The sequence below is a fragment of the uncultured Thermanaerothrix sp. genome (genome assembly GCF_938028735.1).
Taxonomy (GTDB): domain Bacteria; phylum Chloroflexota; class Anaerolineae; order Anaerolineales; family Anaerolineaceae; genus Thermanaerothrix.
In genome coordinates, this window is the sequence record NZ_CALIMF010000006.1 from 56785 (window position 1) to 76675 (window position 19891).

General features: G+C 51.6%; 19 protein-coding genes. 10 read left to right on the plus strand and 9 right to left on the minus strand.

Annotation, left to right across the window (positions count from 1 at the left end; translation table 11 throughout):
- Window positions 1-63: 63 nt before the first annotated feature.
- Together plsX and Q0721_RS04625 are read left to right on the plus strand one after the other, a co-directional pair.
- Complete coding sequence (plsX, locus tag Q0721_RS04620; RefSeq protein WP_299026046.1) at window positions 64-1089, plus strand: phosphate acyltransferase PlsX; 1026 nt, start codon at window positions 64-66, stop codon at window positions 1087-1089.
- A gap of 9 nt (window positions 1090-1098) precedes the next feature.
- Window positions 1099-1809: a hypothetical protein gene (locus Q0721_RS04625; protein WP_299026052.1), complete on the plus strand. Its 711-nt coding sequence runs from the start codon at window positions 1099-1101 to the stop codon at window positions 1807-1809.
- 7 nt (window positions 1810-1816) lie between these two features.
- Here the strand turns inward: Q0721_RS04625 and Q0721_RS04630 are convergent, their stop codons facing one another.
- Both Q0721_RS04630 and scpB read right to left on the minus strand, forming a co-directional pair.
- Window positions 1817-2590 carry a pseudouridine synthase gene (locus Q0721_RS04630; RefSeq protein ID WP_299026055.1) on the minus strand — a complete coding sequence of 258 codons (774 nt, stop codon included), beginning with the start codon at window positions 2588-2590 and terminating at the stop codon, window positions 1817-1819.
- A gap of 3 nt (window positions 2591-2593) precedes the next feature.
- Entirely contained in the window at window positions 2594-3157 is a 564-nt protein-coding gene (scpB, locus tag Q0721_RS04635; protein WP_299026058.1) for an SMC-Scp complex subunit ScpB, read from the minus strand.
- A gap of 33 nt (window positions 3158-3190) precedes the next feature.
- Between scpB and Q0721_RS04640 the strand changes: the two genes are divergently transcribed.
- Genes Q0721_RS04640 through rsmD form a run of 6 tightly spaced genes read left to right on the plus strand, consistent with a single transcriptional unit; the run spans window position 3191 to window position 9060 of the window.
- Complete coding sequence (locus Q0721_RS04640; RefSeq protein WP_299026061.1) at window positions 3191-4786, plus strand: G5 domain-containing protein; 1596 nt, start codon at window positions 3191-3193, stop codon at window positions 4784-4786.
- Window positions 4787-4809: 23 nt separating this feature from the next.
- Window positions 4810-5766, plus strand: coding sequence for a UDP-glucuronic acid decarboxylase family protein (locus tag Q0721_RS04645; RefSeq protein WP_299026064.1), 957 nt, complete (start codon window positions 4810-4812; stop codon window positions 5764-5766).
- Window positions 5766-6227 (plus strand): GtrA family protein, encoded by a 462-nt coding sequence (locus Q0721_RS04650; protein ID WP_299026067.1) that lies wholly within the window; start codon window positions 5766-5768, stop codon window positions 6225-6227. The genes Q0721_RS04645 and Q0721_RS04650 overlap by 1 nt, the downstream gene beginning before the upstream one ends.
- 9 nt (window positions 6228-6236) lie before the next feature.
- Window positions 6237-7445: an ATP-binding protein gene (locus Q0721_RS04655; RefSeq protein WP_299026070.1), complete on the plus strand. Its 1209-nt coding sequence runs from the start codon at window positions 6237-6239 to the stop codon at window positions 7443-7445.
- Between the two features lie 12 nt (window positions 7446-7457).
- Entirely contained in the window at window positions 7458-8447 is a 990-nt protein-coding gene (locus tag Q0721_RS04660; RefSeq protein WP_299026073.1) for a uroporphyrinogen decarboxylase family protein, read from the plus strand.
- 10 nt (window positions 8448-8457) lie between these two features.
- Entirely contained in the window at window positions 8458-9060 is a 603-nt protein-coding gene (gene rsmD, locus Q0721_RS04665; RefSeq protein ID WP_299026076.1) for a 16S rRNA (guanine(966)-N(2))-methyltransferase RsmD, read from the plus strand.
- On the opposite strand, the gene Q0721_RS04670 is transcribed toward rsmD, so the two are convergent.
- The 5 genes from Q0721_RS04670 to Q0721_RS04690 all read right to left on the minus strand — a co-directional run bounded on the left by Q0721_RS04670 (window position 9057) and on the right by Q0721_RS04690 (window position 14914).
- Window positions 9057-9563, minus strand: a complete 507-nt coding sequence (locus Q0721_RS04670; RefSeq protein WP_299026078.1) for an NUDIX domain-containing protein — start codon at window positions 9561-9563, stop codon at window positions 9057-9059. The genes rsmD and Q0721_RS04670 overlap by 4 nt on opposite strands.
- 72 nt (window positions 9564-9635) lie before the next feature.
- Complete coding sequence (locus Q0721_RS04675) at window positions 9636-10805, minus strand: ATP-dependent 6-phosphofructokinase (protein ID WP_299026080.1); 1170 nt, start codon at window positions 10803-10805, stop codon at window positions 9636-9638.
- Window positions 10806-10852: 47 nt separating this feature from the next.
- Window positions 10853-11920 (minus strand): sensor histidine kinase, encoded by a 1068-nt coding sequence (locus Q0721_RS04680; protein ID WP_299026082.1) that lies wholly within the window; start codon window positions 11918-11920, stop codon window positions 10853-10855.
- Window positions 11895-13640 (minus strand): hypothetical protein, encoded by a 1746-nt coding sequence (locus Q0721_RS04685; RefSeq protein WP_299026085.1) that lies wholly within the window; start codon window positions 13638-13640, stop codon window positions 11895-11897. The genes Q0721_RS04680 and Q0721_RS04685 overlap by 26 nt, the downstream gene beginning before the upstream one ends.
- 11 nt (window positions 13641-13651) lie before the next feature.
- Window positions 13652-14914, minus strand: coding sequence for a hypothetical protein (locus Q0721_RS04690; protein WP_299026087.1), 1263 nt, complete (start codon window positions 14912-14914; stop codon window positions 13652-13654).
- A 64-nt stretch (window positions 14915-14978) separates the two neighbouring features.
- Between Q0721_RS04690 and Q0721_RS04695 the strand changes: the two genes are divergently transcribed.
- Window positions 14979-15770 (plus strand): carbon-nitrogen family hydrolase, encoded by a 792-nt coding sequence (locus Q0721_RS04695; protein WP_299026090.1) that lies wholly within the window; start codon window positions 14979-14981, stop codon window positions 15768-15770.
- On the opposite strand, the gene Q0721_RS04700 is transcribed toward Q0721_RS04695, so the two are convergent.
- Entirely contained in the window at window positions 15767-17398 is a 1632-nt protein-coding gene (locus tag Q0721_RS04700) for a glycosyltransferase family 39 protein (protein ID WP_299026091.1), read from the minus strand. The two genes, Q0721_RS04695 and Q0721_RS04700, sit on opposite strands and share 4 nt — an antisense overlap.
- 173 nt (window positions 17399-17571) lie before the next feature.
- Between Q0721_RS04700 and Q0721_RS04705 the strand changes: the two genes are divergently transcribed.
- Complete coding sequence (locus Q0721_RS04705; RefSeq protein WP_299026094.1) at window positions 17572-18753, plus strand: hypothetical protein; 1182 nt, start codon at window positions 17572-17574, stop codon at window positions 18751-18753.
- On the opposite strand, the gene Q0721_RS04710 is transcribed toward Q0721_RS04705, so the two are convergent.
- Window positions 18735-19865, minus strand: a complete 1131-nt coding sequence (locus Q0721_RS04710; RefSeq protein WP_299026096.1) for a GNAT family N-acetyltransferase — start codon at window positions 19863-19865, stop codon at window positions 18735-18737. The two genes, Q0721_RS04705 and Q0721_RS04710, sit on opposite strands and share 19 nt — an antisense overlap.
- Window positions 19866-19891: the final 26 nt, after the last annotated feature.

Below are 19891 nucleotides of genomic sequence, written 5' to 3' on the forward strand. Positions count from 1 at the left end.
TAGGTATTAATGTCAAGCCGATGACTACCCAATTAAACACTCACCCTGAGAGAAGGAGAGACCATGGCTATTGCACTTGATGCAATGGGAAGCGATCGCTATCCCGAGCCTGAAATCCAGGGCGCGCTTATGGCAGCAGAAGCCCTGAACCTTGAAGTCATCTTAGTTGGTGATCAATCCCGCCTTGAACCCCGCCTCCGCGCCCTTAACACTCACAATTTGCCCATATCTATTGAGCACGCCCCAGACGTGCTGGAAATGGCCGATAAACCCGTTGAAGCAGCGCGCCTAAAGCCCCGCAATTCAATGGCCGTAGGGCTTGAACTGGTCAAAAAGGGTAAGGCTCAGGCTTTTGTCAGTGCCGGAAATACGGGTGGGGTCATGTTCAACGCTTTGCGCGTTCTCGGTCGCGTTCCCGGCGTTGCCCGACCGGCCTTAACGGCTCTGTTCCCAGTTCGGGGTGGTTACTGCGTCGTTCTAGACATTGGCGCGAACGCCGATTGCCGCCCGGAATTTTTGCTCCAGTTTGCCATTATGGGAAGTGTTTACGCCGAAAAAGTGCTGCGCAAGCCACACCCCCGCGTGGGATTACTTTCTAACGGCGAAGAACCAGGCAAAGGCAATCAATTGGTGAAAGAAACCTACCCCCTGCTCGAGAAAAGCGGCCTGAACTTCATCGGGAATGTAGAGGGAAAAGAGGTTTTCAATGGGGAAGCCGATGTTGTGGTCACCGATGGGTTCACAGGCAACGTCATGCTAAAATCTAGTGAAGCGGTGGCCAAACTGATCACAGACGTACTACGCGAAGCACTTATGGCCTCCTGGCGCACCAAATTGGGGGCCTTGCTAGCAAAACCAGCCTTCAGCCACATTCGCAAAATGCTTGATCCCTCAGAGGTTGGCGCTGCCCCCCTGCTGGGAATCGATGGATTAGTGTTCATCGGACACGGGCGCTCAGATGCCCGTGCAATCATGAATGCCTTACGGGTTGCTCATGAGGCTATCCAAGCCAACCTTCTGGAAAACCTCCGTGATGCCCTAAAAGAAAGGCTCTCCAGTCTCGAAACTCCCACCCCTGAAGATCATTGAGGTCCATCCATGAAAGTCATTCGTAACTCGCGTCTGATTCAACGCAACCGCCGTATTGGCCAAATTGCCACCATTATAGCTCTAGTTATTCTCGGGTTTGGGCTTTATATCTCTTTCGCCCACCCCGAGCAGTACACCTTAAGTCTTACAGCCCTGATTGTGGGTTTTGTTCTCTCGCAGGCCGGAATTTACTTCGGCAACCGCTGGGGACGTTCTCCCCGTCCTGATGAACTGCTGACCAATGCCCTCAAAGGCCTGGAAGACAAATATGCGCTTTATCACTACGTTTCGGGAATCCCTCATATGCTGATCGGACCAGCGGGTATTTGGGCTCTGATTCCGGTCACAGTGGCCGGTACGATCACTTACGACCCTAATAAGCGCCGTTTTCGCCAGAAGGGTGGCAATCTCTATCTTAAAATTTTTGGTCAAGAAAACCTTGGTCGTCCCGACCTGGAAGCCGCATATGCTGTTGAGGATCTGAACAAGTTTCTTAAAAAGACCCTGGGGGATGCCAACCCATTCCCTACTCCTAAAGCCATCCTGGTCTTCACCAACCCCAAGGCCTCGCTTGAAATTGAGGAATCCCCCATACCGGCAGTACCATTGGCCAAACTTAAGGAGTTTGTGCGTCGCCAAGCCAAAGAAAGCCCAGCACCAGCAGCGCTGATCCAGGAACTGCAAAAAGCGCTTCCCAATGAAAAATGGGAGGGTCGTTAAGAACCGTCTAAAGGGCTCGTGCCCGACGCGTGCGTTTAGTATCCGAACGAGGCGACTCGCTCATTGCGTAGGTTCTAAGACGCTCCACCTCATCCTGGGTTAAGTGACGCCACTCGCCAGGCTTCAGATTTCCAAGTTGAATCGGCCCAATTCGCGTACGCACTAGCCGCCGTACAGGTAACCCTATGGTGCGGGCTATTTCGCGGATTTCTCGTTTGCGCCCTTCATACATCACCACCCGCAGCCAGGCCCCCTCGCGCACCACTCCTTCCACGCTTACCTCAGCAGGAGCGGCCCTTCGCCCGTCTGGCAGGACCACGCCATGGCGCCAGGCTTCCAATTGTTTCTCATCAGGGCGCCTTGCAACCAAAACCCGATACTCTTTTTCCTTACCATAACGCGGATGAGTAAGGCGATTGGCCAGTTCCCCGTCATTGGTAAGCAAAATTAGACCCTCGCTCTCATAATCCAGGCGCCCCACGACGAAAAGATGTCCTGGAAAAGGTACCAGGTCATAAACGGTGCGTCGCCTCTCATGGAGGGCATGATCTGAAAGCACACCTTGGGGTTTGTTGAGAATCACATAGGTAAATTGAGATGCCGGTTTGGGAATTGGGTGCCCATCTACTGTGATCTGATCTCTTTCAGGATCCGCTTTCATCCCCAGTGTAGCCGTGACACCATTGACTTTAACCCGCCCTTGTTCAATAAGCGCCTCAGCTTCGCGTCGTGAGCCCAGACCAGCACGGGCAAGGATTTTCTGCAAACGTTCTTCAGTCATGGATCAATCCTTCAACAGGGAGTTATCGGAAGATTCCTCATCAGATGCCTCAAGCGGCGGCAACTGATCCAGGGATTCCAAACCAAAATAAGCAAGGAAGTCTGACGTGGTCCCATAAAGAAGCGGTCGGCCTGGTGAATCGGCGCGCCCGCGTTCTTCAATTAAACCCTTAGCCAGCAGGCTGCGAACTACCGAATCGCTGTTTACCCCTCGGATGGCTTCAATCCCCGCACGAGTAATAGGCTGACGGTAAGCGATTATAGCAAGGGTTTCCAGCGCCGCTTTGCTCAATCGGGATCCGACCTCTAGTCCCAGCAGGCGCTCCACATAGAGGGAAACCTCGGGGGCAGTTGTGAGTTCATAATGCCCCTGATGAATGCGCAAGCGTAGTCCTCGCTTTTGATAGGATTCCTCAAGGCGCAAAAGAGCAGCCCTGATCTCCTCTTCCCTCACACCGATAGCAGTTGCCAGTTGGGCTGGGGTCAAGGGGGAAGACGCCACAAAGATCAAGGCTTCCACAATACTTTCAAGCGGGAGCGAGAGAGCATCAAGATTGTCTTGCTGCATGCTATAATTGAAACCGCCTTAGAATGATCCTAAATGAACTTAACAACAATGAAACACTACCGCCGTATCGGCTTTATACCTTTGTCTATCCTGATCCTTTCACTGCTGGTGTTGCATGCTTGCGCTGCTTTTCCAAACGCAAGTCATGACATCAGTATCACAGTTGAGGATAACGGGCAAGTTTACGGGGCTCAAGTACCCATCGGCACAAACGTTCAGACAGTTCTTGAACGGCTAGGGCTTACCTTGGGAGTGCTGGATCGCACCGAACCGCCCACGTACACCATCTTGAACAGTTCTTCGAGGATTACTATTATACGCGTTAAAGAGATTTTTGAAACGGAAGAAGTAGTGGTTCCCTTTGAACAGCAAGTCGTGAAGAACGAATCACTTGCTGAGGGAGAAACACGCTTGGTCCAACCAGGAGAAAACGGGTTGCAACGGATCACCTACCGCCGTCTGTTGGAAAACGGCACAGAAGTTGCTCGAAACGTTTTTAAGGTGGAAACCATTAGCGAGCCACGTCCCGAGATTGTCATGGTAGGGGTGCAATCGCCTCTTGCTCCGATTGATCTACCAGGCCATCTGGTGTACTTGGCAGGGGGAAATGCCTGGCTAATTCGCGAGAGCACGGGTAATCGTTACCCATTGGTCACCTCTGGCGACCTAGACGGGCGCGTGTTTTCCCTTTCTCCAGATAGCAAATGGCTACTCTATACCCGCCAGAGCAAAGAGACGGGGCAAATCAATACCCTCTGGGTTGTCAACCTGACTGCAGAACGCCCCCAACCGATTGACCTCAAAGTTGCCAATGTTGTGCATTACGCTGAATGGGTTCCTGGCACCTCGCTAACAATCACCTACTCCACCGTCGAACCTCGCAGCGCCCCCCCAGGATGGCAGGCCAATAATGATCTTTACCGCTTAACCTTCTCATCCGATGGACGCATCATCAAAAACGAAAAACTGATCGACTCCAACGCAGGGGGAATTTACGGATGGTGGGGAACCCTATTTGCCTGGTCGCCCAACGGGTCCTATCTGGCCTTTGCGCGCCCTGACTCAGTGGGATGGGTCAATCTGAAAGAGCAGACCTTTGAACCCCTTTTATCGCTTCAGCCGCTGGAAACTGGGGGCGACTGGGCATGGGTGCCCTCCCTACGCTGGACAGCCGATGGTCGCTTTCTGTTTACCACCGCCAATGCAACCTATGGGGACACGGGTGGTTCGTCGTTCACGCTCAAAGCCTTGTCGGTGGATCCACTGATGGTGCTGGATATTGTTAAAGATACGGGCATGTTTGCCAACCCAGTGCCTCTTCCTGAAAACCAGGGGCTTCCTCAATGGGTCGCCTATTTGCAGGCGCTTTTCCCCTCTCAAAGTGACACCAGCCGCTACCGTCTGATGTTGATGGACCGGGACGGATCCGACCAGCGCGCCCTATTCCCTCCCGAAGGGTCCATTGGGCTTGAGCCCCAGCATCCGGTTTGGTCTCCGCTTTCATCACTCACTTCATCGCGCTGGATCGCAATCATCTATCAGGGTAATCTGTGGCTGGTTGAGGTTCCCTCGGGTCAGGTTCGTCAGGTCACAAGCGATGGCCTAACCCGTCGAATAGATTGGAAATAGACAACTGCTAGGAGAAGAGATACATGCGAATTCTAGTTACTGGTGCAGCAGGTTTTCTGGGTTCCCACCTGTGTGACTATTTACTCCAACAAGGCCATGAAGTCATTGGCATGGATAATTTCATTACTGGGAGCCCGGACAACCTTGCCCACTTAGCCGGAAATCCGCGCTTTCTCTTTATTCGTCACGATGTGTCCAATTTTATCTTTGTGCCTGGCAAGGTTGATGCCGTGCTCCACTTTGCCTCCCCGGCTAGTCCCAACCCCAATTCCCCATATGGGTATACTAATCTTCCTATTCAAACGATGAAAGCAGGAGCGCTGGGTACTCATAATACCCTAGGGGTGGCCAGGGCCCACAATGCCCGTTATCTGCTGGCCTCCACAAGCGAGATTTATGGTGATCCTCTTGAGCACCCACAGAAAGAGAGTTACTGGGGACATGTAGACCCCATTGGGGTACGTTCGGTATATGATGAGGCCAAGCGCTTTGCCGAAGCGCTTACTATGGCCTACCACCGCTACCATGGTTTGGATACACGCATTGTGCGCATTTTCAATACCTACGGACCTCGCATGCGCCTGGACGATGGACGTGTCGTGCCCAATTTCATCCAGCAGGCTCTGCGCGGCGAACCTCTCACTGTTTACGGCGATGGAACCCAGACCCGTAGCTTCTGCTACGTGGATGACCTAATCGAAGGGATTTACCGCCTTTTGCTTTCTGATGAACATTACCCCGTCAACCTGGGCAATCCACAAGAAATTACCATTCTGGAATTTGCTGAGGTCATCAACCGCTTAACTGGTAACAAGGCCGGCATTGTCTTCAAACCAGGGAGTCGGTTAGGCGATGATCCCCAGCGCCGGCAGCCTGACATCACTCGTGCTCGCCAGATCCTAGGCTGGGAACCCAAGACGTCGTTAGAGGAGGGCATACGGCTGACCATACCGTATTTCCGCCAAAAAATGGGATTGTGATGGCTCTTTTCACAAACCCCAAGGAGCAAGGGCGCTTTCTGCGCTTTGCCGTGGTAGGCGCCATTGGAGCGATCATTGACTTTGGGATTTTTAATATGCTAACTCAGGCTTTTGCCTTCTTTCGGCAAAACGCAGTTTGGGCAAGCGTGATTTCGTTTATTGCCGCCGTGCTAAGCAACTTCACTTGGAACCGCTTCTGGACCTATCCCGATTCGCGTAGCAAACCCCTCGCTCAGCAGGGTGTCCAGTTTTTCGTGGTTAGCACGATCGGGTTGCTAATTCGTACCCCACTGTTTGCGTTTCTTGAACCAATTCTGATCCGTTTCTTCCAAGTATGGTGGAAACTGGTCATTCTTTCCCCCATTATTGTTGCCCATAATCTGACCTTGGCCATTGTGATCGGAATTGTGATGATTTGGAACTTTTTTGCCAACCGTTATTGGACGTATAATGATGTGTAGTCCTTGCCCATGAACGAAACATTTGCTGTACCCGAAAACATCCAACCCTCAAGCAGCTCTCCTCAACCACGTTCTCTGCGGGAATTGATTGATATCGTGTCCGGACGCGCCCTTAAGGACATCTATCCGCAAGAGGATGCAGGTCTGGCCGAACCACTGCCGTTCCCCTTCCTGGCTATTGTCGGGCAATTTGAGATGCGACTGGCACTGTGCCTTAATCTCATTAACCCTGCCATTGGCGGAGTGCTCTTGATTGGCCCCCGCGGCACGGGTAAAACCACCGCAGTACGCAGTTTGCTGGATTTGCTCCCTGAAATTGAGCGCAGCGCCTGCTTTTACGGCTGCCTCCCTGAAGATATTGAAATGGGTGGGATTGACGCCGTATGCCCCGACTGTGCCCGCAAATACGCTGAAGGGCGCCCCCTCACCATCAAAGACCGCGTCAAATTGATCGAATTGCCCTTAAATGCCCGTCTAGAAGATGTGGTCGGCGGATTGGATGAACGTGCGGTAGCGCACGAACGCTTTCGTCTCAAGCGGGGTATCCTGGCTCAGGCCGACCGCAATATTTTGTATGTAGATGAGGTCAATCTATTGCCGGATGAGATTGTGGATGCCGTCTTAGACGCAGCCTCCAGTGGCACCTATACCGTGCGGCGAGGACCGCTCTCGGCAACCTACCGCGCCCGTTTCGTGTTGATTGGCTCCATGAATCCCGAAGAAGGCAATCTCCGTCCCCAAATCTTAGACCGCTTTGGATTACGAATCTTGGTACACGGGCTAAAAGACCCCCAACAACGGCTGGAAGCCTACCGCCGCAGCCAGTATCACCGCATCAACCCACGTGCAACTGTAGCCCACTACGCCGAAGAGACGGCCCTGATGCGCGAAGAAATTGCCACTGCTCGCCGTCTGCTCCCCTCGGTACAGGTCTCGGATCAGGTGGCACTTCAGGCCATTGCGCTGATCCAAGCCCTCAAGATTGATTCTCTGCGGGCCGAGATTACCTTGCTCGAAGCTGCCCGCGCTTATGCCGCCGCCGATGGCCGGACGGAAGTCACCCTCGAGGATCTTCGCCAGGTGGCGCCAATGGCCTTGCGAATGCGCCGCTCAGCATTTATGGAAAAATATATTGAAAATCAGAGTCATGAAGATGAGGAAATCTTGAGCTTATTCTCCACCCCCGCTCAATCCAATTTAGAGGTATTACCCCCATAAAGGAGGACAAGAATGGCACCTCTTGATCACTTCACTCGTCTGCAGCGCTGCCTGGCGGGTGAACCGGTGGACCGCATCCCAGTAGCCCTGTGGCGTCACTTCCCGGTGGACGATCAAACCCCCGAGGGGCTGGTAGCAGCCATCATCAACTTTCAGGATTCCTATGACTTCGACTTTGTAAAAGTAACGCCTGCCTCTTCATATTGTTTACGCGACTGGGGTGTAACTGACCGCTGGGAAGGCAACCCAGAAGGAACCCGAACTTATACGCATTATCCCATCCAGAATCCTGAAGATTGGGAGGGGTTACCCCTCCTGGATCCTGAGCGTGGTGCTCTCGGTGATGCCCTGAAAGCCTTGCGCCTCCTTAAAAAATATTACGATGGCAAGGTGCCCATCCTACAGACTATTTTCTCCCCATTAGCCCAAGCCAAAAACCTAGTTGGGGAGGATCGGCTCATCCTCCACCTGCGTACCGCACCCGATGCCTTGCATATCGGTTTGAAACAGATCACCGAGACCACCCTTGCTTTTATTGATGCCCTAAAGAGCATTGGCGTTGATGGCATCTTCTACGCTATCCAGCATGCCCGCTTTAGCCTGCTGGCAGCTTCCGAATTCGCGGAATTCGGACGGGCTTATGATCTTAGGATACTAGAAGCCGCGCGCGATTTCTGGCTCAATGTGGGGCATGTCCACGGCGAAAACATTATGTTTGAACAGGTGCGCGACTACCCGGTTCAGATTCTGAACTGGCACGATCAACAAACACCTCCATCTCTTAAAGAAGCCTTGGAACAAGTATCGGTTGCCGTATGCGGCGGTCTGTCCCAATGGAGCACCATGGCGTTGGGCACCCCCGAGGACGTTCGGCGCGAAGCATTCAGAGCCATCGAGGAAACCCAAGGCAAGCGGTTTGTTTTGGGTACAGGGTGCGTCCTGCCCATCATTACCCCTCACGGCAACATCAAAGCCGCTTGTGATGCCACGATAATGGTATAGGTAAGACAGGATGACTCCCCCACGTATCATTAGCGGCAAGGCTGGAGGCATCCGCCTTCGTAGCGTTCCTGGTAGCGGAACTCGCCCGATCACCGATCGGGTCAAGGAAGCGCTGTTCAACATCATCGGTCCGGAAATCGAGGGGGCTTCTTTCCTGGACTTATTCGCCGGGACCGGGAGCGTGGGTATTGAGGCCCTCAGCCGGGGTGCCGCTTACGTGTGCTTTCTTGACACCAGCCGACAAGCCATTTCAACCATAAAAGAGAACCTTCGCCTCACCCATTTGGAGCAGGGGACAGAGGTTTTACACATGGATGCCTTTGTCTTTCTACGGCAGCCCCCCACCCGGCGCTTCGATTTCATCTTTATTGCGCCCCCTCAATACAAGGGGTTGTGGGAAAAGGCCTTACAAGCCCTGGATTTAAACCCGGCTTGGCTTTCCCCGCATGGCATAGTTATTGTGCAAATTGATCCCAAGGAATACAGACCACTTGAGCAATTAACCAACTTGGAAGAGGTGGAACAACGTCATTATGGCTCTACCAAGCTGGTTTTCTACCGCTATAAGTCCGCTGATGGGATCGGCAACTCTCCCCCCTCTGGGGAGGGTTAGGAAGTTTCAAATCGAATTTGGAGTGTGTCCTGATCATCATAATAGTAATGGGCAATAAAAACCGGATCGCCGTCGCGATGCGCCAGTACACGCGGTAGCAATACGGAGAGATCTGGTACTAGAGGTTGGCTAGATAAAGCCTCGCGCTGAATCCACTCTGCCGTTCCTTCAGGTGAAGAGATCACCTCACCACCTTCATACTCCCCGCGAAAGACATACAACCCAATTCCAATGGGCTCTCCGGTATCAATCATCACCACACCGCATAACCGCAGGTTGCCGATAGAGAGTCCGGTTTCCTCGCGCACCTCGCGTTTAGCGGCCTCCAGAACCCCTTCACCCCGTTCAACGTGTCCCCCGATCCCGTTGTAACGCCCAGCCCAAAGGCGTTTGGTTGGTGCCCCCTTAAGAAGCAAGACTTCCTTCCCGCGAGTAATGAACACCAATGTACGTGGGATGATCATATACCGGTCGCGGGTAACTCCTTGTTCTTCTCGACCCATGGGCCCATTTCTCGCTCTGTAAGGAGTAGAAGAAAAATAAGGGCCCTGACAAGAGGTCAGGGCCACGGCAGATCAACTTAGAAACATCGGCACGCCCATGAAATCTTTAACCCGTGGGCGATACGTTTCAATATCGTAGTAACTGGGCACATCCACTCGCTTGCGCCCGGCCATCACTATCTCAACCGGCACAGTGGTGTATTTACCACCGTGTAGGGCCACCATCTTGCCGGTTTCTTTGCGCCGAATTAATTGAATGGCCAGATTGCCAAACGACATGGCAACCATCCGATCAAGCGAATCCGGCGCACCCGAACGCATCAAGTAGCCAAGCTGCTGGTACATTGTATTTTGTCCTGTGCGGCGCTTGATCTCCTCGCTCACAATCATCCCAATCCCACCGAGCTTGCGATGCCCGTAAGCATCCGCCTCCCCAGTCACGAAGAGCTCCCCTCCTTCCATAACAGCACCCTCTGAGATAGTCATAATGGCATAATTTGAGGGATTGTTACGCTTATCGAACATTAGGTAGTCACACAGCTTCTGGATATCAAACGGGACTTCAGGGATAACAGCGCGATCCACGTAAGCCAAATAGCCACTGATCAAGCAAGTCTCACCACAGTAGCGGCCAAATAATTCCACCACGCCGATCCGTTCATGCGATCCCACCGAAGTACGCATGTTGGTGATGAACTCTACGCTCCGCGTCACTGCAGTTGAAAAACCAATGCAGTAATCCGTGCCAAAGACATCGTTATCCATCGTTTTGGGAATAGCAACAACAGGAAAACCCTCACGATGCAGGCGTACGGCAAAAGAAAGGGTATCATCCCCACCAATGGGAACCAAGACATCAATTCCTAAATGTCCTAAGACGTTGAGCACATAATCCGTATAGTCGGTTTTACCTTCCTCGGGAATGAGCTTGCCCCACTTAGAATTCTTCAAGAAATCGGGGGTATCTTTGGGGGAAACGCGCTGCGGATTAGTGCGTGAAGTGTGCAATACCGTCCCGCCTGTCCGATCTATCGTGCGCACATCTTCTGCATGGAGTTCCCGGATGTAATACTCCCGTGTTGAGGGTTCGTCCGGGTTGTAGTGCAACAAACCAGCCCACCCTCGGCGAATACCAATCACTCGGTACCCCAATTCAAGCGCCCCCATTACAACCGATTTGATGCAGGGATTTAACCCCGGCACATCTCCACCACCGGTCAAGATGCCAATCGTCAGTGTCATAAGCAGATCCTCCCGTGAAAGTTTTCGATCGTGTTTGATCTTAGTTTTTAGAGTGTAATGTTATTCAAGGGGATTTGCAAGGTCACTCGACACCCCTGTCCTGGCGCAGTATCAATATCCACGCTTCCCCCCAGCATTTCCACCCGCTCCCGGATCAAGCGCAACCCCAGTCCTCCACTTTCCTGCAACTGATGTAGGTCAAACCCCTTGCCATCATCTCGAACGACTACTTTGACAAATTGATCTCCTACTTCCAAAAAGACCTCAATCATTAACTTGCGCAACATATCCTGGTTATGACGGTAAGCATTATTCATCAATTCCTGAATAGCCCGGAAAATCATAACCTCAGCATAGGGAGCAAAGCGCTGCTGAGCCCCCCGAGTCATTACATTAACTTCAGCACCGGTTTCGTTACTGAATGCTTCTCCATATCGTTGCACGGTAATAAACAAGCCTAGATCGTCTAGCATCATCGGGCGCAAACCCGTGATGAAGAGACGAACCTTTTGGAATGTTGCCATTGCAGCATTTTTGAGGTTTTCCAATTCTTCCCTGGCCTTGAGCGGATCCAGATCAAACAGACGGGCCACAATCTCAGCCTGCACAATAAAATTAGAAAGATCTTGGGCCGGACCATCGTGCATCTGGCGAGAGAGTTTTTGGCGCTCGGCTTCTTGAGCATCAATAAGTTTTTCCAGCATAGCCATCCCCCCATCCCGCCTTCGACCGCTCTCAGCAGACGAGCCTTCCCCCACAAAGTCCTGCACTTTCTCAAGTAATTGGATGTATTTCTCTAAATGAGCCTGGTCACTCTGTAATTTCTCAACCTGGCTGCGCATGACCAAAAGCCGCCGCTGGGCATCTAACGCTGAATCATATACTACACGGATATCACTGCGTGGTACCGAATCAAATTGAGCGTGGAGCTGCTGTAGATGGGCATTGATACTGGCATTGCGTTGTGTTAGGCGTGTTAGCTCCACCTGACTGCGTTCGATCATCTCGGTGACTTCATAATGGACACGCCGCGCTTGCTCTAATTCTGAGGCGATGAAGTCAATAAAGGATTCCCACGCGTCTGATTCATTAGTCACCTGAGTCTCCATGCTCATCTCCGCCTTTCGCTACCCTAACACCTGGGTCAACTTCTGAGGTGTCCAAATCAGGTGTAAGTATAGCATAATTGTCTATGCCTGTTTGAGAAAAATAGCGGCAAGTCACTGCGTCATCCTTCAGTCTCAGCAGATGAGCCCCTTGTACCGTACCTAGATACGCCAAGGCCTCAATCTCAGTTGGATGCGCGTAAAGCAAGGAAAGATTTATTTGATCTCGTTCTAAAACGACATACTTAGCCCCATACCGGCATAAAACGGCGAGCAATTGCGAGAGATCTCCTCCTGGGATGACAATGCTAGAACGTCCGGTTAGCACAAAAAACGTGGGAGGGTTATTAACAGCCCCCAGCGAATTTTCAGGTTCATATCCCAACTCTAGTAACTTATGATGCACCGCTAAGTACGTCTCCTGGGTTACTTTCCAGGTTGGTGCTGCTCCGTTGTCTCCAGACACTCGACGGAAATAAATGCTGGCTGACGTAAAAAGAAGGATCAACAAAAGCCCCACCCCCAAAACCCTCTGACTAAGTTCCTGCTTCCAACCCCGTTTGTGCACCCCCCACTCCATCCAGTGTTTGAATCCCCACCACCCCAACATCCACAAAAAAGGTTGCAAGGCCGCGCCTGAGTGGAAAAATCCCCCTCTTACCCCCGCAAAGGGAAAAAGAATTGAGAAAACCAATCCCAATAGGGCCCACATCCCCATCCCAAACCGGACCTCAAGACGATGACGTTCCTTCCAGCATCCCAGAACAATCAACGGAAAGAGCACAATTTGCCCTTGTACAGCGATTGCGCTCAGCAGGTTTTGCCCTAACGCCCACAAACGGTCTTTTAGAATATTAAGCCATCCTTGTTCAGCCCAACGGGCAAATGTCAGCACAGAGGCAGGGTAAAAAAATAATTCGTTATATTCTCGGATCCACAAAACCCGTCCAGAACCCGGTTGTAGCACTGTACCAAATGCGCGTACATTATGTAACACCCAGGGAGCAACAACTAAACCATACCCAATTCCCAATCCCAACCCGTTAAGTACGGCTATACGAATTTTGACAACAAACCCAAACTTTTGCCCGTCCAGGGCTCGCCACGGCGCCACCCCCACAAGCAGGATGCTCGCAACCAGCCAGATCAGACCATCGGCTCGTGTCAGGTGTAGGAGACCACATAGCGCTCCCACCCCAATTGAATACCCTATCCTTAATCGCTCGGCCCACAACCGATCGCCCTCAAAAACGGCCAGGAAATATAACGCTCCTAACGTCATCAACGGAGTAAATGATTCGGGAAAAGAGATAAAACTGGCGTAGAAAAGCGGGATAGAGGCACTTAGCCCCCCCAACCAGGCCAGATGGGGCTGTTTCGTACGCCGATGGATCAAGTACGCCACTAGAGCAGTGTTAATGCCATGCAGGACAATATACGGTAAACGCGCTGCCCATAAAGCCTGTGTCCCCGTCAACCACATGCCCAAGGCAGCAACAAAAGCCGGCAAAGGCATCCAATAATCAAAAGACGGCATTGGCACTTCAGACGGGTCAGCCAGATAATTCCAGATGAAAGGTTGTTCGTCTCCCCGCCCCTGCATAATCTGCTGCCCTAGTGCGTAGTAGTAATCGCTATCCATAGAAGCAGCCAGAGGCTGTAACCCCACCATCGCACCAGCGATAAGTACCCCAAGAAGCGCCAGCATCCCATAATGATAACGCTGCATCGCGCCTTACCTTACTCCTCAAGCGAAGGCTCAATGTCTTCTTGTCGAATGAGGTCCATCCACACGCTGGGGGGGCGAATAGCCCACCAACGCACCCAGTACAACAGGGCTATGCCCATCAGGGGAATCAACAATATAAGCAAGGCTAGATTCTGGGGTGGAAGCCTCTCCATGATTCTCCAACCCGCCATACCCCATGCGCCTATCCCCAGCATCACCCCAATCACCCCAAATAGAATAAGGCCAACACGCTGCCATCGCTCAATCCACAAACTTCCCACAAGAACAATGGCAGGCAAGAAGAGACTTAAGTCCTCTGGTCGCAGGCGTATTCCCGTCCAAGGGGTCACCACCAAACTCAACGAGGCTAGCCATACAAATGCTCGCAGTCCGCCTCGCCGATGAAGCATTAGTTCAACCAGAAGTACTGCTCCCATCATCGCACTAATCGCCAACCCCAGCCGGGTTCCAATGCCCGGAAAGAAAACCCTTAGCGCTTCTCCAACCGTTAGGCCCACCAAAGGGCGCTGACGATTGACAAGCATCGCCAGATACTCAAGCGGCCAGGAAGGGAGAAAAAGGGCAAAAAACAGACTCAAAAGGACTACTGTGATGAGGAACCACAAGAGGATTAGATTACGCCGAGTGAAAAGGGCCCACAAGAGGATTACCACGATTAGGATTCCCACCACATGCGGGCGCACCATGGCAAGACCTAATGCCACTCCGGCAATTTCCTCATGTCGCGTTCGAACAGCCCATAAACCTAGGGATACAAAAAGCACAACTGCTGGTATAACGCTTCCGCCCAGTAGCGCCATAGCACCGGGAAACCACCCAATTCCGAAAAGGGCTAACACTCCCCATACCCATGCTCTGGGCCGCCACGTGGTGGCTTGGAGGCTCAAGTAAAGTGCCAAGCCAATCGAGATCTCAGCCACACTTAACGCTAGTGCACGAGCCAGGGTAAAATCCTTTACGATGGCAAAGGGCAAGTATAAAATGAGGGCATATAGCGGCGCGTTGAAAGGAACCCAACTAACATCTAAGCCGACTTCAACCCCCATTCGACCAATCCGTTGAGCCGTAGTGTTCGCATAAGGGCTAACGCCCTCTTGCAAGAGTAAGCGCATGGACTGCCAGCCCACGAAGAAATCCGATCCTGTTTGACGCTGATACTGAACCAGACGATAATTCAAAAATACAAGCAGACTGATTAAAACTGCCAGGGCCAGGAAAAGGGATCCATAAATCCAAAGGTTGGAGCGCCTCAACGGTTGGTGTCCTGTGGAGCCGAGAAAATTATTGACTATATATCAATTATAACGTGAGGAAACCATGGAACTTAATATATCTTTAGCCCAAATGAACATCCAGCTGGGCAATTTAGAAAAAAACTACCTCAAAGCGCTTGAGTTTCTCAAAGAAGCCCGCAAAAGCCACGCTCATCTCGTACTCTTTCCGGAACTGTGGAGCAGCGGGTATGATCTGAAAAATCAGGCCCAGCACGCTCACCAGAATCTGGAACTCATCTCTGAACTACGCCGCCAGGCCCAGGAAAACGGGCTTTACATTGGCGGATCCCTCATCACGTACGATGCAGGACACTACTACAACACTTTCATCCTGATCGCACCTTCCGGACAGATTACCGGTCAGTATCACAAGATTCACCTCTTTGGACCCCTTAACGAAGACCGGTATTTTGCGCCTGGGCATAGTCCCGTTCTTGCATCAGTAGCCGACTTAACCAGTGGATTGGCTATTTGCTACGATCTGCGCTTTCCCGAGCTCTTCCGCGCTTATCTCAATCACAACGCCGATTCGTTCTTGCTGGTTGCCCAGTGGCCTGCCCCCCGCCTGGAGCATTGGGAAACCCTCTTGCGCGCCCGTGCTATTGAAAACCTGGCGCTCGTAGCTGCTTGCAATGCAGTCGGTACCACCGGTAAAGTGACTAACGGTGGTAGCAGTCTAATTATCTCACCTTGGGGCGAGGTCTTAGCTCGTGGCAGTATTCGGGAGGAGGATTTCGTTCAAGCAACAATTGATCTTGCCAACATTAGCGAGGTTCGTTCCAACTTCCCCGCGCTACAAGATCGGCAGGAAGTACACTTTACCGTACGCCATTAGGGGTGCGTTTCTCCTAAACCGATCTCATGCGGATGGACTGGCCTAGAAAGGCGATAGTAAATCCGGTAATCGCCAATTTGCACCTCCTGGTAATTTATATTCAAGCGATCAAACGCTTGCTTCAGGTAATCATCAAGGGCAGGATTGTGAGTAGTAATATAAGCCACCCGTTCACTTTGACTCACCACTAACGTATAGGGTGGATAGCGATCGTCGCGGCTTGTGTACCGCAGGTCCAAATGGTACGGCAAGCGTGGAGCAAAAATCAATTCTTCTTGTGAAATGAACGCCAGTGGATACGCCACCCAGTAATTGGAATACCCTCTTGTTTCCCCTGCCTGCTCCAAAAAGGCAGAGAGTGCGGGAAGGTGACGTTGATCAATCTGAGTTGGCGCATAGAACTGTGTGGTTATGCCAGGGGGATTCTGTGCTGCACAAGTCCCAATGCCCCACAGGTGATAAAGCGGGATCAACATTGTGCAGAGAAGACGCAACCCTTTAGAACTTAAGCGTGCTATCCAGCGCGCTGCTCCAAAAGCCAGAGGAAGAGCCAGTGGCAGGAAATAGCGCCCCGAGGGATCCACGCCAAACGATGTAAACAGAAACCCTGCTCCCAGGGTCAATCCTATTCCCAACAAAAGCGAACTTGCAAGGGTAATGGATCTGGTGGACCACCAACCCCTGATTCCTTCCCATGCTACAAGCATCCAGAGACTCAAGACGAAAGGCATCAGTGGCAGGCCTAACCACTGCACAGCCCAAGGGGGCCTAAAACCTAAGGTAACGGTTGACCCCAACACAATCAAGTTAAAGGCGTGCTGAAGAGTTCGTTGCCACCATGCTCCCTCTTCTACCGCTACTGCGCTACCTAGCAGTTCCGTCAGCAAAGGTTTCCACCCCTGGGTTAGGGCAAAATACCACCAAGGCAAAGAACCCACGAAAAATCCTATCCCCAACATCCCTATGCGCTTTGCTATCCCACGTTCATGTCTAAAGTGCCAGGTCGCCACCCCGATGGCTGGCACACTATAAACCAGCGTCATCCCATGCACCCACAACCCCAAGCCTATCCAGAATCCCAACAGGCTCCACAGTCCCCACGGGACCCTCCTGATTAGGTCTTCACTCCGATCTTCTCTAACTAGTAGAACAGCGGTTATTAAAATCAAATTACCAATCAGTAGAGCCTCGCCATATCCTCCCAGGCTAACTGTAGTGTAGAGAGTAACATTCACATTCGGGATCGCCAGAAACACTCCTGCTAACAGCCCAATCCGACGGTCCTCCCAAAGCATCCAGCCCAAAAGGATCGCGCTGAAAACGGTTAACGCGTACAATAGCACCTGAACCAAACGTATGACCTCGACATGCTCACCCAATAATGCAAAACCAAGTGCTACTAACCATGCATCCAGACTCCCCATGTAAGCCTGACCATAGAAAAAGATGGGGCGCGCACCTTGTAAGATATGCCGCGCCATCAGCCCCACAACCGCCTCATCGGCGTTGAAAGGAAAAACTTCAGCCCCCAGCAGAGCTATTTTTAGGAGAACACTTAGGCCAGTGATCACCAGCGCTAAACCCATCCATTTTGTTCCAATTTTTCTATTTTGCCACCATGAACGCATCCCATTTACCATCCTTCACCAATCTGTCTAAATGGATTAATCGCTTGCTTTTATGGGTGTCCGTATACTGGGAACCCGTATGTTTGATTACTGCAGTGGGTTTGATAACTCTATTTTATATACTTGGGATTCCAGACATCCCTTTTCACCCCGATGAAAGTACTCAATTATATATGAGCCAGGACTGGACAGAATACCTGAAGAATCCGTTTCGCCTGGCTTGGCAACCCGAAGTGCCACTCAGTGATCGCATGATCTATCGTCTGCTTGACCCTCCACTAACTCGCTACTGGATCGGTTTCTGGCTCACCCTAACCAATCAGCCAGCCCCTCTTCAGGATTGGAATTGGAGCCAAGGCTGGGAAGCCAACCTACAGGCAGGTGCTTTTCCCCCACCCACCAGTCTTTTTGTCGCTCGCTTGGGCATGACCCTACTCCTGCCCATATCCCTGTTGAGCATCTATGCATTAGGGTATGCTCTGCGTGGGCGCCGCGTTGCATGGACATCCTTATTTCTTGCAGGTGGTCACGCACTTATCCTCTTGCATACCCGTCGAGCCATGGCAGAAGGTCTCCTCCTGAGCGGAAGCACTTTGACCTTATGGCTGCTAAGCCTGCCTGCCCCAAACCCCTGGCTACTCGGGCTGAGCGCAGCACTGGCCTTCAACGCAAAATACACAGCATTGCCGCTCGTGGGTCTAGGAGTCCTGCGGTTGGGTCTGTTGGATCAGACCAAACCCACCTACACCCCAAAGGCTCGCCTAGGCGCTATCCTGGCCTTTCTAAGTGCTTTTACATTACTCACCCTGGCACTTAACCCTTTTCTTTGGAAACACCCCGTAGAAGCGCTCAAGCAGGCTGCAGCGGCTCGTCAGCACTTAATCACCGCCCAGGTAGGCGATTTTAAGGTAGCAAATCCTCTGATGGTGGCCGAGTCAACATCAACTCGCCTGCGCAATATGCTACTTCAGGTCTTTTTTGCACCGCCCCAACTTAGCGAAGCTGCTAATTACAACCAGGCCTTAGCAACATCATATAACTCATATGAGCACAACCCGTTTCACAGCCTGCTAAGAGGTAAAACCGGGGGAGGGCTCATACTTGCTCTTACTCTTTTAGGAATGCTCGCCCTAACCCTTGACCGCCGCGAGGCTCTGCCTTCCTCTCGCCTTTCCACTCAGGTCTTGATTTTAGGGACTATCTTCCAGAGTGGCTTCTTCCTGGGTTGGCTTCCACTCTCTTTTCAGCGCTACTACATTCTTTTGGTGCCTTACGTGGTGCTATGGACAGCCATGGGGATAGATAGCCTCCTAAAAGCTCTTAACCTCTTGCTTGATCAGATATGGCGAAAATAGACCCGATGATTTTTATAGGCTTTACCACCAATCGTGATCAAATCCTTGCGCATTTGAACAGCCGATTCGGCTACCTGGGTAAGCTCCGCATGCTCAAAACCATGGTCCAGGACCGTCTTCTGCATCTCAGCGTAGAGCAAAGCATTTCCTCCTCGCCCATGATACTCTGGGAGTACCCCAGCCCCATTGAGGGAAATCCATTTGGTCCGCCGCATCTCCAGCAAAAGGTCCACAATCGCCCATGGCGTCAAACGGCCACGGGCCCGCTGGAGGGCTTCAGAAACATCCGGAAAACCAAAAAGAAATCCGACCACTTTATCTTTGCTCAAGATTATCTTGATCAGACGAGGATTGGCGATAGTAATAAGGGTATCAACAACAAAATCCACCTCTCGCTCAGTTAGTGGGTAATACTCCCAATTATTAATAAAGGTTTCATTGTAGGCCTTGCCAATCTTTTTAGCCCACTGGCGCAATTCAGACTTTGTCTCAAAGTTCTTGACTTCAAAATATCCTCGTTCCTGAACCCGCTTGGCAACCTCGCGCACTTTTTCGGGCAAATTGAAATTGCTACGATGTAAATAACAGGAGACAAAATCCACTTCCTTCTGAAAACCCAACATCTCCATAAACTGGGGATAATAAGGTGGATTGTAATTCATCATGGTCATCATCTGGCGATGCTCAAACCCCTCAATAAGAATCCCGTAGCCATCAAAGGGACTGAAGCCTTTTGGGCCAACGATCTCATTAAGTCCTCGTTGGCGAGCCCATTCAAACGCCCGTTCGAATAGGGCTTGCGCTACCTCCAGGTCTTCAACACTCTCAAAGAGATAGAACTGGGCCTGTTGGGTGCCGTGATATTGATTATACGGACGGTTTTCCATAACCGCGATACGCCCCACGATCTCACCATCACGGCGAGCGATAAAGAAATCGGCATCCGAGTGTTCGTAAAAAGGATGTTTGTTGCGATTGAGCATTAATCGAATATCGCTCAAAATCGGCGGTACCCATTGCGGGCAGTCCTTATAGATCTTAAAGGGAAAGCGCACAAACGCTTCAACCTGAGATTTATTTGCCGTATCTAATTGCTCAATTTGAATTCCCATAAGACCTCGCTTGATTATGTAGGATT